Source organism: Streptomyces sp. NPDC091682, from assembly GCF_044756625.1.
Lineage (GTDB): Bacteria > Actinomycetota > Actinomycetes > Streptomycetales > Streptomycetaceae > Streptomyces.
On record NZ_JBIVTH010000020.1, the window covers coordinates 1 to 14,492 of the forward strand.

A 14,492-nucleotide genomic window follows, 5' to 3' on the forward strand; every position below is an offset into this window, starting at 1 on the left:
GAGGCGCTACCACCGGGCACAGCCGAGACATGCCCGCACGCGCCGAGCCGAGGAGACACCCCACCACGGCCCCCCGGACCGACCCGTGCCGACAAACCCGCCGCATCGAGCCCCGCTCACCCACTGTGGCGCGGGCCCGCATTTTCAGCCTCGCCGGCGTTTGAGGCGCGGGTCCGGGCAGCGCCCGGCACGGATCCGGACCCGCCGCACAAAGCCGAGCCGCCCGCAGGGCAACGGTGCGGGTCCGGACCCGCCGCACACCGCCGAGCAAGCCCGCAGGGCAATCGCACGGATATTCGAATTGCTCTATGGTGGAGACCGGGGGAGGTGTTCATTCGAGCGAAGCAGGAGGCCGCGGGTGCCCGGTTTTACGCATCTGCACACCGTTTCGGGGTTCTCCGTGCGCTACGGAGGCGCACACCCGCAGCGGCTGGCAGAGCGCGCCGCCGAGCGGGGCATGGACGCCCTGGCCCTGACCGATCGCGACACCCTCGCGGGCGCGGTCCGGTTCGCGAAGGCGTGTGCGCAGGCGGGCGTCCGGCCGTTGTTCGGAGTGGACATGGCGGTTCCGCCCGCGCCGGGCCCGGTCGGGTCGGGGGGTCCGACCGGGTCCGGCGAGGCCTCGTACCGGCGGCGCACCCCCGTCAAGGGCGGGGCCTTCGTCGACGAGTCCGCCGCGCGCGCCGTCTTCCTGGCACGGGACGGGGCCGCCGGCTGGGCCGAGCTGTGCCGGATGGTCACCGCCGCCCACGCGGGGGGCGCCGAGGTTCCGCTGGTGCCCTGGGAGGCCCTGCGCGGGGAGGGCGTCTTCGTCCTGCTCGGGCCCGGCTCCGAGGTGGGGCGGGCCCTCGCCGCGGGCCGCCCCGATCGGGCCGCCCGGCTGCTCGCGCCGTGGCGGGAGGTCTACGGCGACTCCCTGCGCCTGGAGGCCGTCCACCACGGCCGCACCGGTACCGGGCCCGGCTCGCTCCGGCTGGCCGCCCGTACCGTCGGCTTCGCCGCCGAGCAGGGTGTGCCGGCCGTGCTGACCAACGCCGTCCGCTACGCCGACCCCGGCCAGGGCCCGGTCGCCGACATCCTCGACGCGGCCCGCCGGCTGGTCCCCATCGACCCGCGCAACCCGGCGTACCCGCTCGACAGCGGCGAGCGCTGGCTCAAGGGACCTGCCGCCATGGCCGAGGCCGCCGACCGGATCGCGCAGGCGGCCGGCCTGCGCCCCGCCGACGCCAGGCGCCTGCTCGCGGAGACCCGGCGCACCGCCGAGGCCTGTTCCGTGGACCCCGAGGACGACCTCGGCATGGGTTCCGTCCACTTCCCCGAGGCCCGGCTCGTCGGCGCGGCCCGCCGCAGCGCCCAGCGGGTCCTCACCTCCCGGGCCTCGGCGGGCATGGTGGTGCGCGGCTACGCGGGCGACCGCGCGTACTGGGAGCGGATGCACCAAGAGCTCGACGTCATCGCCTACCACGGCTTCGCCTCGTACTTCCTGACGGTCGCTCAAGTGGTGGACGACGTGAGGGAGATGGGGATTCGGGTGGCCGCCCGGGGGTCCGGCGCGGGTTCCCTCGTCAACCACCTGCTCGGGATCGCGCACGCCGACCCCGTCGCCCACGGCCTGCTGATGGAGCGGTTCCTCTCCAAGCGGCGGCGCGTCCTGCCCGACATCGACATCGACGTGGAGTCCGCCCGCCGGCTGGAGGTGTACCGGCGGATCATGGACCGGTTCGGCACCGAGCGCGTCGCCACCGTCTCCATGCCCGAGACCTACCGGGTTCGGCACGCCATCCGCGACGTCGGCGCCGCCCTGTCCATGGACCCGGCCGTCACCGATCGGCTCGCCAAGGCCTTCCCCCACATCAGGGCCCGCGACGCCCGTGCCGCGCTGGAGGAACTCCCCGAGCTGCGCGACGTACGGGGGGAGTCGTACGGGCGGCTGTGGGAGCTCGTGGAATCGCTGGACGCGCTGCCGCGCGGGATCGCCATGCACCCGTGCGGGGTGCTGCTCTCCGACGCCTCGCTGCTCGCCCGTACGCCGGTGGTGCCCACCAGCGGCGAGGGCTTCCCCATGTCCCAGTTCGACAAGGACGACGTGGAGGAGCTCGGGCTGCTCAAGCTGGACGTGCTGGGCGTGCGGATGCAGTCCGCGATGGCCCACGCGGTCGCGGAGATCCGGCGCGGCACGGGGCGGGAGCTCGACCTGGACGACCCGGCGCAGGTGCCGCCGGGCGACCGGGCCACGTACGAGCTGATCCGCTCGGCCGAGACCCTGGGCTGCTTCCAGATCGAATCGCCGGGTCAGCGGGACCTGGTGGGGCGGCTGCAGCCGGCCACCTTCCACGACCTGGTCGTCGACATCTCGCTGTTCCGGCCGGGGCCGGTGGCCGCCGACATGGTGCGGCCCTTCATCGAGGCCCGGCACGGGCGGGCCCCGGTTCGCTTCCCGCACCCGGACCTGGCCGACGCGCTGCGCGAGACGTACGGGGTGGTGGTCTTCCACGAGCAGATCATCGAGATCGTGCACGTCATGACCGGTTGCGGGCGGGACGAGGCGGACCGGGTGCGGCGCGGGCTGTCCGACCCGCAGTCGCAGCCGCGGATCAAGGTCTGGTTCGCGGCGAAGGCCGCCGAGCGCGGCTATCCGGTGGAGGTGATCGGCCGGACCTGGGAGATCGTGGAGGCCTTCGGGTCGTACGGCTTCTGCAAGGCGCACGCGGTGGCCTTCGCCGTGCCCACGTACCAGTCGGCTTGGCTGAAGGCGCACCACCCGGCGGCCTTCTACGCCGGGCTGCTGACCCACGACCCGGGGATGTACCCGAAACGGCTGCTGCTGGCGGACGCGCGGCGGCGGGGCGTGCCGGTGCTGCCGCTGGACGTGAACCGGTCGGCGGCCGCCCATCATATCGAACTGGTGTCCGATGACGGGGTGTGGGGGCTACGGCTCGGACTGTCCGACGTCCACGGCATCAGCGGGGCCGAGGCGGACCGGATCGAGGCGGGGCAGCCGTACGCCTCCCTGCGCGACTTCTGGGACCGGGCGCACCCGGGCCGCCCGGTCGCCGAACGGCTCGCGCAGGTGGGGGCGTTGGACGCCTTCGGCGCCAACCGGCGGGACCTGCTGTTGCACGTGTCAGAGCTGCACGGTGCGCAGCGGGCCGCAGGCGTGCGCGGTCCTCAACTCCCCCTGGAGGGCGGCAGGTCCACGGCTACCATCGGACTGCCCGACCTGACCGAGGCGGAACGGCTCAGCGCCGAACTGGGCGTCCTCGGCATGGACGCCTCGCGGCACCTGATGGGGGACCACCACGCCTTCCTGGCGGAGTTGGGGGTGATTCCGGCGCGTCGGCTGCGGGACACCGAGCACGGACAGACCGTGCTGGTCGCAGGGGCCAAGGCGGCCACCCAGACCCCGCCGATCCGCTCCGGGAAGCGGGTCATCTTCACGACGCTGGACGACGGGACGGGCCTGGTCGACCTGGCCTTCTTCGACGACAGCCACGAACGCTGCGCGCACACCGTCTTCCACTCCTTCCTGCTGCTGGTGCGGGGCGTCGTGCAGCGGCGGGGCCCGCAGAGCCTGAGCGTGGTCGGGGCGGCGGCGTGGAACCTGGCGGAGCTGGTGGAGCTGCGGGCGGCGGGCGGCCTGGACGCGGTCGCGGCCCGCCTCGCCGAACCGGCCGGCAATGCCTCCGGCAATTCCTCCGGCGACGGCATTGGCGACGGCTTTGGCGACGGCTTTGGCGACGGGGCCGACGGGAAGCCGGCGGCGAAGGGGCCCGGCCGCACGATCCGCATGTCCACGGGGTACGAGATGAACCCCTGGGCCGACCTCCAGCCGCCGGGCACCGGCCCCGCGACCGGCCGCAAGCTGTGGCACTCCAGCCCGGGGAGCGCGGGATGACCGCCGGGGCGGCCGGAACCGCCGCGCCCGCCGCCGAGCGGGTCGTGATGTGCCTGCGCCCGTACCCCGCCGACGGGGGCCCGCTCGGGGCGCGGGAGTACGCCGGGGTGCTCGCACTGCTCGGGGGCATCACCCCGGCCGTGCAGGCCCTGGCGCCCGATGCCGTCCTCGCCGAAGTCCGGGGCGCACTGCGCTACTTCGACTGCGACGCGACCCGGCTGGCCGCCGTGATCCGGGTCCGGGCCCTCGCCCTGTACGGCGTGGACGCCGCCGTCGGGGTGGCCGGCAACCCCATGCTGGCCCGGGCGGCGGCCCGCGAGGCCCGGCCCGGGCAGACCCTGGTGATCCCCGGGGAGCCCGCCGCCGTACGGGAGTTCCTGGCGGGCAAGCCCGTCACCGCCCTCGACGGGGTCGGGCCGAAGGCCGCCCGCACCCTGTGCTCCTACGGCCTCGATTCCGTCGGCCGGATCGCCGCCGCCCCGCCCGCCGCCCTACGGCGGATCCTCGGCGCCCGGCTCGGCCGCGAGGTGCACGAGCGCGCCCTCGGGATCGACCGGACCCCCGTCCGGCCGGGAGCTGCCGCCCGCGCCGTCACCGCCGAGCGGCTCTTCGATCTGGACGAGCTGGATCCCGTACGGCACCGGCGGGCGCTGCTCTCGCTGACGGAGGAGCTCGGCGCGAAGCTTCGTACACAGGAACGGGGTCGGGGTCAGGTCTGCCGCGCACTCTCGCTCACCGTCCGCTGTGCCGACCGCACCACGCTCACCCGGACGCGCACCCTGGCCGAGCCCACCGCGCACTCGGCCGCCCTGACCGCCGCGGCCTACGCCCTCTACGCGGGCCTCGGCCTCCAGCGGGCCCGGGTCCGCGCGCTGTCCCTGCGCGCCGAGGACCTGACCTCGGCGGAACGGGCCGCGCGGCAGCTCAGCCTCGACCCCGAGGACGAGAAGGCCCGACGCCTGGAGGCCGTCACGGACCGGGTCCGCGCGCGCTTCGGGCCGCACGCGATCGCCCGCGGCACGCTGGCGGCCTGACGGTCCGTCCGGCGCCGTACCGGCAGTCGCCCGGGCGACGCGCGAGTTTTTACTGACGCGTAACTTCCCTGTATTGCTACTCGCCCGTAATTTAGCGGCAGCAGCTCCCCCTTGTGATCCGGATCACGGGACGAACCCCCACGCTCATCCCCCTGAGTCGACCCGCGAGGAGATCACCCGATGCTGCCCTGGAGACGTCTGCTCCGCCCACTCGCCGTCCTCGTCCTCACCGCCGCCGCACTCGTCGCCCCCACCGGCGCAGCGCAGGCCGCGGCCGCCCCCAGCAGCGGCTGGAACAACTGGTCGTGCAAGCCGTCCGCCGCGCACCCGCGCCCCGTCGTGCTCGTGCACGGCACCTTCGGCAACTCCTGGGACAACTGGCTCGGCCTCGCCCCGTACCTCGTGCACCGCGGGTACTGCGTCTACTCGCTCGACTACGGTCAGCTGCCCGGCGTGCCCCTCTTCAACGGGCTCGGCCCCATCGACAAGTCCGCCGGACAGCTCGACGTCTTCGTCGACCGGGTCCTCGCCGCCACCGGCTCCGCCAAGACCGACATCATCGGGCACTCGCAGGGCGGCATGATGCCGCGCTACTACCTGAAGTTCCTCGGCGGCGCGGAGAAGGTCAACGCGCTGGTCGGGCTCGCCCCCGACAACCACGGCACCACCCTGCTCGGATTCACCAAGCTCCTGCCCTACTTCCCCGGGGCCGAGGACCTGATCAGCACCGCGACCCCGGGCCTCGCCGACCAGATCGCCGGATCCGCCTTCCTGCAGAAGCTGAACGCGGGCGGGGACACCGTGCCCGGGGTGAAGTACACGGTGATCGCGACCAAGTACGACGAGGTGGTGACGCCGTACCGGAGCGGCTTCCTGGAGGGGGCGAACGTACGCAACGTCGTGCTCCAGGACCTGTGCTTCCTGGACCTCTCGGAGCACGTCGCCATCGGCCTCACCGACCGGATCGCCTGGCACGAGGCGGTCAATGCCCTCGACCCGGCCAACGCCGAACGGACCACCTGCGCCTCCGTCTTCGACTGACGGGGCGCAGGCGGTCCGGCACGGACGGGGCCTAGCGGCCGTGGCGGCCCGTCGTCGTACGCGCGGTGCGGCGGCGGGCGGCTGCGAACAGCGCGGCCGCGCCGACGGCCAGGGCGGCGGCCCCGGCGATCGCGATCGTCGGGGTGGCGCTGTTGCCGCCCGTCTCCGCGAGGTTGTCCTTGGCCGGGGCCGGCGAGGGGGAGCCGGCCGCGATCGGGACGGCGGCGGAATCCTTCGTGCCGTTCGTCTTCGGGTCGTTGTTGCCGTGGCCGTTGTGCTCCACCGTGGACTTGCCGGCGCCGTCGGAGATCTGCTGGTCGGTCGGGGCCGAGGGCTTGTCCGCCGGCTTGTCGGACGGCTTGTCGCCGGGCTTGCCGCTCGGCTTGGCACCCGTACCCGTACCGGTGCCGGTGGTCGGAGCGGTACCGGAGCCGCCGCCGTTGCCGTTCCCGCCGTTCCCGCCGCCCGTGCCCCCGTTGTCCTTGCCGAAGACCACGTCCGAGCAGGTGTAGAAGGCCTCCGGGCTGTCGGAGCGCTGCCAGATGCTGTAGATCAGGTGGCGGCCCGACTTGTTCGGGACGGTCCCGGAGAAGACGTAGTCGCCGTTCTGCATGCCCGGGTCGGTGACCTTCGCGAACGGTGCCGGCTCCAGGTCGGACCAGGCCAGGGGCTTGGTCGGGTCGTAGCCGTCCTTCGTCACGTACAGCTCGAAGGAGCCCTTGTGCGGGGCCGTGCCCTTGTAGCGGAAGGTGTGCGCCCCGGCGGCCATCGGGCTGGCCGGCCAGTCGGCACGGGCCAGGTCCAGCCCCCGGTACTTGTCGTTGCCGGCCGAGCAGAGCTGGCCGTTCGGGATCAGCGACCGGTGGTTGCCGGCAGCGTTGGCGATGTTCACCGCGTTCCAGTCGTAGAACGCCTGCGTGCCGGAGGCCGCGACCGCCGCCTTGCACGCCGCCGACTTCGGGGACTCCGGCCCCTCGGCGTAGCACGCGGCCACCCGGCTGACCGGGTCCGTCATCGAACCGTGGGCGACCGCCGGAGCCGCCGCGTACGCGGCCAGCGCGAGCGGGGCCAGGGCGGCGGAGGTGATACGCGTCAGCGTGACGGCGGTGCGGCGGCGGCGTGCGGGCATGGGTGATCTCCTTCGGGCACAAGGCAGGGGCGTGCCGGCGGAATCGGGCTCCGCGGTGCGCCGCCCCCCGGCGGCGCGACAACGGGCCCTTCCTGTCCTGGCCCGGCCAAGCTAGCCGCCCCGACCACGCCTTTTGCCCCCTCGAGCCCGCCGCAGCGGATCCTTAGGGCCCCCTTAAGCCGGGGACAAGCGCCGCCTCAGGAAAGGAGGTCTCTCACCTGTGCGGGTGTCCAGTTGCCGGCGGCGCCGGGGCAGGACGCGAGGTAGCCGGCGATGTCCTGCTCCTCCCAAGGGCCGGACTCCAGGAGGCCGGAGGCCAGGTAGCGCAGGTAGGCGCCCGACGGGTTGAGCACCTCGACGTCCTGGAGGCTCCACGGCGCGGTGAAGGTCAGCAGGGGGATTCCCTCGATCGTGCCCGGGCAGATCAGGGTCTCGTACCGCCCCGGGCCCAGCTTGTCACGGCCGTCCCGTAGGGCCGCCGTCAGGTCCAGGTCCGCCCCCGGCTCCGCGTACATCTCCTGGGCGGCGATGTCGGACATCTGGCCCACCGTCACCAGGTGCGCCCGTCCGCGCGTGCGCCCGGGGGCCGTGGGGTCGTAGAACGCCCGGCCCCCCGTCCACACCGGAGACTCCGTGGCGAAGTACAGGCGGCCTTCCAGCTCGACCGCGATCGAGCGTTCGGGCGCCCTGTGGTCCCGGCAGCCCGGGTACGTGCGTGCCGCGCCCGGCGGGGTCCCGCCGACGATGTACGTGGCGAGGCGGTCCATGTGCATGTTGGACCCGTAGGAGGCGTACCAGACCCTCTCGAGCACGGGGATCGCCCCGACGAGCGGGGTGGCGGTGTGGACGGACACGCTCAGCTCCTCGCAGCCGGGGGTAGGGGATCGGGGATCCGGAATCTCCCCTGTCATATGCCTATCGGGTCGCTGGGGCCCGTGCGTATGGTGTGGCCCCGGACCATCCCGGGCCCGGCGCCCTCCCGGCTCCCCACGGGAGGGCCGCCGCGCGCCCCGCCTCCCGCCTCACCGGACTACGGGAGGAGCGCGGAAAGGCCGGCCGCGGACCGGGCCTGGTCGTCCAGCGCGTCGAGGGCCCGTACGGCCTGGGCCGCGGCCTCCGGGTCGCTCTCGGCGAGCCCGCTCTCGGCGAACTGGTCCTCGTCCAGCCGCAGCACGGAGCTCCCGTCCGCCGAGACCCATAGGTCGAGGTCCAGGTCCTCCACGAGGATCTCCCCGCTCTGCACCAGAGCCGGGCGCGTGACGTCGCAGTACCAGCCCTTGAGGTCACCGCCAGCGGTCCACACCTCCTTGACCGCGTACCAGCGGGTCCGCCAGAAGTGCTCGACGAACACGTCGCCCGGCTCGAAGCGCACGAAGCCGAAGTCCCGTACGCCCTCCGCCGCCCAGGGGGCGCGCACCGAGATCCGGTCGCCGTCGTCGGCGACCTGCGCCGCCGGGTAGCGGATCTTGGTCCGTCCGGCCTTGGTCAGGACGACGGTCAGCTGTGCGGTCACGGGGTCTCCAGCTTCTTCGTGTAGCGCGTCTCGGTCGCGCAGATCTCGTAGCCGAACCAATCGTTGATGGCGAGCATCGGGTCGTTGCCCGCGTCGTTGCCGGTGAATGCCTCGGTGTACCCGGCCGCGCGGGCCCGGTGCAGGGAGGCCGTCTTGGCGAGCTTGGCCAGCCCCCGGCCGCGGAAGGCGCGCAGGGTGCCGGTCATCGCCGAGGCGTAGCGGGTGGCGCCGTCGGTCTGCGCCGCGGTGAAGGAGGCCACGACGCCGTCGACCAGGGCGACGGTGGTCAACTCCTTGTCGAGGGTCGGGCTGTTCCAGGTGTGCGCGAGCCAGTCCTCGTAGTCGTCGAACTCCACCGCGACATCGCTCGGTTCGTCGGAGGTGGTCTCGGCGTCAGCCTCGAACAGTGGCCGCGGGTCGGCCGCGAAGGCGGAGCCGGGGCGCAGTTCGACCCCGGCCGGAAGGTCCCGCGGAAGCTCGGGCAGCGTGGCCGCCGCCAGGTCCAGGCGCAGGAAGTGCGCCGACCGGCTGGGGAGGTACCCGCGCCGCTCGGCGAAGGCGCGCGGGGCGGGCTCGTCGAGCACCCAGGCGAACACGTCCACCGCGTCCCGCGCGGCGAGGTGCTCCTCGGCGGTGCGGAGCAGGAGGGCGCCGGCGCCGAGGCCGCGGTGGGCGGGATCGACATAGACGTTGACGTACGACTGGCCGGGCTCGGGGCTGTCGTACGCGATGCCGACCTGGGCGGCGCCGATCACCCGGCCGTCCGCGGTCTCGGCGACGAGGATCCGGTGGTGTTTCGCCGGGTGGGCGGAGGAGAGCTCGAAGGCCACGCTCTCAGCGGTGATGATCATGAACGGCAGGGCGGCGCGGCGTACGCGCGCGACGGAGCCCGCGTCCGAGGGATCGCCGGGGCGGAGATCACGGATCGATACGGTCATGGGGCAGACGCTACGTGCGCCTTCGCGACGGGCGCCTCCCAATTAACCGCCGATGAGGGACAATCACCCGCGTGACCTCGACAAACCTGAAGATCACCATCGACGGCTCGGCCGGGTCGGCCGCCCCGTACGAACAACTGCGCGCGCAGATCGCCGACCGGGCCCGGTCGGGGAAGCTCCCGGCGGGCTTCAAGCTGCCGACGGTACGGGGCCTCGCGGAGGAGCTGGGGCTGGCTGCCAACACGGTTGCGAAGGCGTACCGGGCGCTGGAGGCGGATGCGGTGATCGAGACGCGGGGCCGGAACGGGACCTTCATCGCGGCTGCCGGGGACGCGGTGTCCCGCGAGGCGGCCGCGGCGGCCCAGGCGTACGCGGACCGCGTCCACCGGCTCGGCCTGACCCAGGCCGAGGCCCTGGACGCGGCCACGGATGCCCTCCGGGCCCGGTACGCCGCGAAGTAGCCGGCCCGCGGGCCGGCTGCCGGGGGCTCCCCCCCGGGACCCCCGCGCCTCAAACGCCGGCGGGGCTGGATCTTGTCCCCGTCGCAGGTGGCAAGGGCGCGCACCGCCGGAGGCTAGAGGTACAACCCGGCCTCCGGGGCGTGCGGCTGTGGCGGCAGGATCGCCGCCGGGCCCGTGCCGCGGCGCAGGGCGAACAGCTCCGCCAGGCTGGCGCCCTCGCGGGAGACGCCCTCGTCCGTGCCCAGCCAGTCCACCGCCTCCCGATGGGTCAGCCGGCCGACCTCGATGCGGGCCAGGCAGCGCCCCGGGCGGACCACCGCCGGGTGGAGCCGCTCCAGGTCCTCGTTGGTGGTGACCCCCACCAGGACGTTGCGGCCCTGTCCCAGCAGCCCGTCCGTCAGGTTCAGCAGCCGGGACAGCGCCTGCCCGGCCGTGTGGCGGGCCTCGCCCCGGATCAGTTCGTCGCAGTCCTCCAGCAGCAGCAGCCGCCAGCGGCCCTTCGCCGTGCCCTCGTCCTCGCCGATCGCGATGTCCATCAGGTAGCCCACGTCGTTGAACAGCCGCTCCGGGTCCAGGACGCAGTCCACCTGGCACCAGTCGCGCCAGGACCGGGCCAGCGTGCGCAGCGCGGAGGTCTTGCCCGTGCCGGGCGGCCCGTGCAGCAACAGCAGCCGGCCCGCGATGTCGTCCGGGGTCACCTTCATCAGCCGGTCCATCGCCCCGGCCACCGGCGCGGTGTAGTTGGGCCGCACCTCCGCCCAGGTGCCGGCCGCGATCTGGCGGGTCGTCCGGTACGGGCCGCGGCGCGGGGAGACGTACCAGAAGCCCATCGTGACGTTCTCGGGCTGGGGTTCGGGCTCGTCCTGCACGCCTTCCGTGGCCCGGCCGAGCACGCCGGCGGCGAGTTCGTCGCTGACCGCCGTCACGGTGACGTCCGCGCCTCGGCTCCAGCGCGAGACGAGCACGGTCCAGCCCTCGCCCTCGGCGAGGGTGGCGCTGCGGTCGCTGTCGCGCGCCGAGCGCAACACCGTGGCCCCCGGCGGCAGGAGCGTGGCCTCCGCCTTGACCCGCTCGATCGACACGCTGTGCGAGTACGGCTGCTCGCCGGACGCGAACCGGCCGAGGAAGAGCGCATCGACGACGTCCGACGGCGAGTCGCTGTCGTCGACGTTGAGCCGGATCGGCAGCGCGTCCTGCGGGTTGGCTGACATGGCGCCCATGATCCGGCACGCGGTGGCCCCGTGCACCCGTGTTTCGCCGGATCGGGTGCCCAAGTTCCCTCTTCAAACGCCATCGGAGTGAAGGTTCGGGTCGCAACTCTGCCCCGAACATTCTTGGCATGGACACTTCCGGCCATTCTCGGCTGCTTGTACCACGGACTCAGGAGTAACCCCCACAAGGAGCCGCACACATGAGCATGAACCTGTCGCGCTTCGCTGCCCTGACCTCCTCCCTCTTACTCGCCGCGGGCGCCACCCTGTTCGGCGCGGGCCAGGCGGCCGCCACCGCCCGGGCCGACTTCGGCTACGTCGCCCTCGGCGACTCGTACTCCTCCGGCGTCGGCGCCGGCAACTACGACGGCGCGAGCGGCAACTGCAAGCGCACCAACCGCGCCTACCCGGCCCTGTGGGCCGCCGCCCATTCCCCCCAGACCTTCTCCTTCACCGCCTGCTCGGGCGCTCGTACGGGTGATGTCCTCGCGAGCCAGCTCACCCCGCTCAACTCCGGCACCGACCTGGTCAGCATCACCATCGGCGGCAACGACGCCGGCTTCTCCGACGTCATGACCACCTGCGTCCTCCAGTCCGAATCCACCTGCATCAGCCGCGTGAACCAGGCCAAGGCCTATGTGGACTCCACCCTCCCGGGCCAGCTCGACCAGGTCTACAACGCCATCGACAGCCGCTCGCCCGGCGCGCACGTCGTCGTCCTCGGCTACCCCCGCTTCTACAAGCTGAACGGCACCTGCACCACCGGCCTGACCGAGGGCGAGCGGGCCGCCATCAACGGAGCCGCCGACCACCTCAACGCCGCCATCGCCAAGCGAGCCGCGAACCACGGCTTCACCTACGCCTCGGTCGTCGGCACCTTCACGGGTCACGAGATCTGCTCCAACAGCGCGTGGCTGCACAGCGTCAACTGGCTGAACATCGGCGAGTCGTACCACCCGACCGCGGCCGGACAGTCCGGCGGCTACCTGCCGGTCCTCACGAACGCCGCCTGATCGGCCCGGTCCGGTTCGCCGGTCTCGGGAGTCGCCGGAGCCGCCGGAGTCGCCCGGGCGCTCGCCGTCGGCGAGGCCGGTGACGGACTCGGTCCGGGGGAGGGGGCCCCGCTCGTCGGGGTCTCCTTCCGGCACGTCACCGAGGTGGCCACCCACTGGGTGGCCACCTCGGCCGCTCCCCGCACCTCCAGTCGGACCGCGTCCGCGAAGACCCCGTCCGGTTCGTGCGTGAGCTCCGTGTGCTCCAGTCGCCGGCTCTTCGGCCCGCCCTCCTCGTACGTGACGGAGCGCCAGTCGGGGCCGGACGTCCGCCCGCTCCGCGTGGCCCAGCGGTACTCCAGCACGACCGGGGTGCGCTCCACCTCGACGGTGGCCGTGAAGGCGGGCGCGTGCTCGGCGGGCGGCGGGCAACTGCCCGAGTAGGAGGAGCGCACCGTGTCCACGTACACCGAGACGTGTTGCCCCGGCGTGGCCGGGGCGGACACCGACGCCGACGCCGGGGGAACCGCCGAAGGGGTCGTGGTGACGCTCTGGGCGGTGGTGGTGGCCGAGCCGGTCGGGGCGCCGCCGTTCCCGCCGCCCTTCCCACCCGTGTCCTCGCGGTCCTTGAGCAGCAGCCACCCCACCGCGACGAGGGCCAGCAGCATCAGCACGATCCCGATCGTCAGCACCAGCCCGGCGCGGCCCTCGCGCGCTCCCGGACCGGACGCGGGCAAGGGCGGCGGCGTCCCGTACGGCTCCGCGTGCGGTGACCCGGGCCGTGATCCGTACGGAGCCCCGTGCGGTTCGTGTGCCCCCTGCCCGTGGTGCGCCGCCGTCGTTGCCCGCCCGTCCGGCCCCGACGCCGGCCTGCCGGGGGCCCGTACGGTCCCGCCCGCGCCCACCACGCGCAGCATCCGGGCCGCCTCCGCCGCGGGCAGCCGCTCGGCCGGGTCCTTGCGCAGCAGCCCCTCCAGCACGGGCTCCAGCGCCCCGGCCCGGCGCGGCGGCGGCAACTCCGCGTCCACCACGGCCCGTAGCGTGTCCAGCGCGGTGGCCCGCCGGAAGGGCGAGACCCCCTCGACAGCGGCATAGAGCATGATCCCGAGCGCCCACAGGTCCGACGCGGGTCCCGGATCGCGCCCCATCGCCCGCTCCGGGGCCAAGAATTCGGGGGAGCCGACCACTTCGCCCGTCATGGTGATCGCCGAGGAGCCCTCCAGGGTCGCGATCCCGAAGTCGCCCAGCACCACCCGGCCGTCGTTGGCGATCAGGACGTTGCCCGGCTTCACGTCCCGGTGCAACACCCCCGAGTCGTGCGCGGAGCGCAGCGCGGCGAGCACCTGTTCGCCGATGTGCGCGGCCCGCTGAGGGGCCATCGGCCCCTCGGCCTCCAGTACGTCCGCCAGCGAGAGCCCGCGCACCAGCTCCATCACGATCCAGGGGCGCCCGCCATCGGACGCCACGTCGTAGACGGTGACGACCCCGCGGTGCGAGACCCGGGCCGCGGCCCAGGCCTCCCGCTCCAACCGCCGGTACAGCCGCTCCAGTTCGGCGGGTTCCAGCCCGGCCGGCGCCCGTACCTCCTTGACGGCGACCTCGCGGGCCAGCACCTCGTCCCGGGCCCGCCACACGACGCCCATCCCACCCCGGCCGATCGGTTCGAGCAGCCGGTAGCGGCCCGCGATGACACGATCGGAGTTCGATTGGTCACTCACGTGCGCCCCCGAGTGTGCTCCCGTGCGCCCGCGTGTCATCGGGCGATCACTCCAAGTTAGCGCAGTGCGAGCCGTGTGACCCCTGTCGTGACGGGACTCGTGCAGAGGCCTTTCTCAGCGTGACGTCTGTGCGGAGAGTAATCGGCGACTCCGTTGAGTAATCGTCAACTCCCCGTCGCCGCAGGGGTAATTCACACCACCGGGATACCCGGGGGCGATGCGGGGGCGATAGGGTTAACCTGCCCGGGCCGGGTGCCCTCGTACGGGTGGGGAGAGATCATGGAACAGATAGCAATGCGCAGCAGGCCGCCACGCGTGCCTGCCATCACCTGCGGCAGTAGTGCGACCAGTTCGCGCCTCGACCGCCACCTCGCCGTGCTGGGCGGTCCCGCCATCCCGCACCGGGAAGCGGCCGAGGCGACGCTGCTGATGCGCGAGCTCACCTCCCGCGACCACACGCACCGTCTGCGGAGCCGGAGTGCGCGCGTCTCGCTCTTCGCGCCGCTGCGTCGTCTGCGTCGCACGCTCTTCGGCAGCCGCCGCTCGTAACCTTCCCCGTA

12 protein-coding genes are annotated in these 14,492 nt (G+C 73.5%); 6 read left to right on the forward strand and 6 right to left on the reverse strand.

What is annotated here, in order from left to right:
• Window positions 1–358 precede the first annotated feature (358 nt).
• The 3 genes from ACIQK6_RS33755 (at window position 359) to ACIQK6_RS33765 (ending at window position 5,970) form a co-directional block, all read left to right on the forward strand.
• A complete protein-coding gene (locus tag ACIQK6_RS33755) occupies window positions 359–3,895 on the forward strand; it encodes a DNA polymerase III subunit alpha (RefSeq protein ID WP_402696438.1) in 3,537 nt (1,178 codons plus the stop codon).
• On the forward strand, window positions 3,892–4,929 hold the full coding sequence (locus ACIQK6_RS33760; RefSeq protein ID WP_402696439.1) for a hypothetical protein: 1,038 nt from the start codon (window positions 3,892–3,894) through the stop codon (window positions 4,927–4,929). The genes ACIQK6_RS33755 and ACIQK6_RS33760 overlap by 4 nt, the downstream gene beginning before the upstream one ends.
• A 180-nt stretch (window positions 4,930–5,109) precedes the next feature.
• A complete protein-coding gene (locus ACIQK6_RS33765) occupies window positions 5,110–5,970 on the forward strand; it encodes an esterase/lipase family protein (RefSeq protein WP_376113845.1) in 861 nt (286 codons plus the stop codon).
• A 31-nt stretch (window positions 5,971–6,001) separates the two neighbouring features.
• On the opposite strand, the gene ACIQK6_RS33770 is transcribed toward ACIQK6_RS33765, so the two are convergent.
• The 4 genes from ACIQK6_RS33770 to ACIQK6_RS33785 form a co-directional block, all read right to left on the reverse strand.
• Window positions 6,002–7,099 (reverse strand): lytic polysaccharide monooxygenase, encoded by a 1,098-nt coding sequence (locus ACIQK6_RS33770; protein ID WP_402696442.1) that lies wholly within the window; start codon window positions 7,097–7,099, stop codon window positions 6,002–6,004.
• 197 nt (window positions 7,100–7,296) lie between these two features.
• On the reverse strand, window positions 7,297–7,953 hold the full coding sequence (locus tag ACIQK6_RS33775) for a histone deacetylase (protein ID WP_402696443.1): 657 nt from the start codon (window positions 7,951–7,953) through the stop codon (window positions 7,297–7,299).
• Window positions 7,954–8,129: 176 nt separating this feature from the next.
• A complete protein-coding gene (locus tag ACIQK6_RS33780) occupies window positions 8,130–8,612 on the reverse strand; it encodes a DUF402 domain-containing protein (RefSeq protein ID WP_402696445.1) in 483 nt (160 codons plus the stop codon).
• Window positions 8,609–9,550: a GNAT family N-acetyltransferase gene (locus tag ACIQK6_RS33785; protein WP_329103611.1), complete on the reverse strand. Its 942-nt coding sequence runs from the start codon at window positions 9,548–9,550 to the stop codon at window positions 8,609–8,611. The genes ACIQK6_RS33780 and ACIQK6_RS33785 overlap by 4 nt, the downstream gene beginning before the upstream one ends.
• A 71-nt stretch (window positions 9,551–9,621) precedes the next feature.
• Between ACIQK6_RS33785 and ACIQK6_RS33790 the strand changes: the two genes are divergently transcribed.
• Window positions 9,622–10,011: a GntR family transcriptional regulator gene (locus tag ACIQK6_RS33790; RefSeq protein ID WP_402696448.1), complete on the forward strand. Its 390-nt coding sequence runs from the start codon at window positions 9,622–9,624 to the stop codon at window positions 10,009–10,011.
• Between the two features lie 113 nt (window positions 10,012–10,124).
• Here ACIQK6_RS33790 and ACIQK6_RS33795 read toward each other — a convergent pair whose 3' ends face one another.
• Window positions 10,125–11,222, reverse strand: coding sequence for a DUF5925 domain-containing protein (locus ACIQK6_RS33795; RefSeq protein ID WP_402696450.1), 1,098 nt, complete (start codon window positions 11,220–11,222; stop codon window positions 10,125–10,127).
• Window positions 11,223–11,428: 206 nt separating this feature from the next.
• Between ACIQK6_RS33795 and ACIQK6_RS33800 the strand changes: the two genes are divergently transcribed.
• Window positions 11,429–12,235, forward strand: coding sequence for an SGNH/GDSL hydrolase family protein (locus ACIQK6_RS33800; protein ID WP_329108085.1), 807 nt, complete (start codon window positions 11,429–11,431; stop codon window positions 12,233–12,235).
• On the opposite strand, the gene ACIQK6_RS33805 is transcribed toward ACIQK6_RS33800, so the two are convergent.
• Window positions 12,205–13,932: a protein kinase gene (locus tag ACIQK6_RS33805; protein ID WP_402696451.1), complete on the reverse strand. Its 1,728-nt coding sequence runs from the start codon at window positions 13,930–13,932 to the stop codon at window positions 12,205–12,207. The genes ACIQK6_RS33800 and ACIQK6_RS33805 overlap by 31 nt on opposite strands.
• A gap of 279 nt (window positions 13,933–14,211) precedes the next feature.
• On the opposite strand from ACIQK6_RS33805, the gene ACIQK6_RS33810 reads away from it, so the two are divergent.
• Entirely contained in the window at window positions 14,212–14,481 is a 270-nt protein-coding gene (locus tag ACIQK6_RS33810; protein WP_329103619.1) for a hypothetical protein, read from the forward strand.
• Window positions 14,482–14,492 lie beyond the last annotated feature (11 nt).

What these genes read in the sequence shown, in the direction of transcription:
- ACIQK6_RS33765 (WP_376113845.1), top strand. Translation starts at nt 5,110, where the DNA reads ATGCTGCCCTGGAGACGTCTGCTCCGCCCACTCGCCGTCCTCGTCCTC.
- ACIQK6_RS33770 (WP_402696442.1), bottom strand. Translation starts at nt 7,099, where the DNA reads ATGCCCGCACGCCGCCGCCGCACCGCCGTCACGCTGACGCGTATCACC.
- ACIQK6_RS33785 (WP_329103611.1), bottom strand. Translation starts at nt 9,550, where the DNA reads ATGACCGTATCGATCCGTGATCTCCGCCCCGGCGATCCCTCGGACGCG.
- ACIQK6_RS33810 (WP_329103619.1), top strand. Translation starts at nt 14,212, where the DNA reads ATGGAACAGATAGCAATGCGCAGCAGGCCGCCACGCGTGCCTGCCATC.
- ACIQK6_RS33795 (WP_402696450.1), bottom strand. Translation starts at nt 11,222, where the DNA reads ATGTCAGCCAACCCGCAGGACGCGCTGCCGATCCGGCTCAACGTCGAC.
- ACIQK6_RS33760 (WP_402696439.1), top strand. Translation starts at nt 3,892, where the DNA reads ATGACCGCCGGGGCGGCCGGAACCGCCGCGCCCGCCGCCGAGCGGGTC.
- ACIQK6_RS33800 (WP_329108085.1), top strand. Translation starts at nt 11,429, where the DNA reads ATGAACCTGTCGCGCTTCGCTGCCCTGACCTCCTCCCTCTTACTCGCC.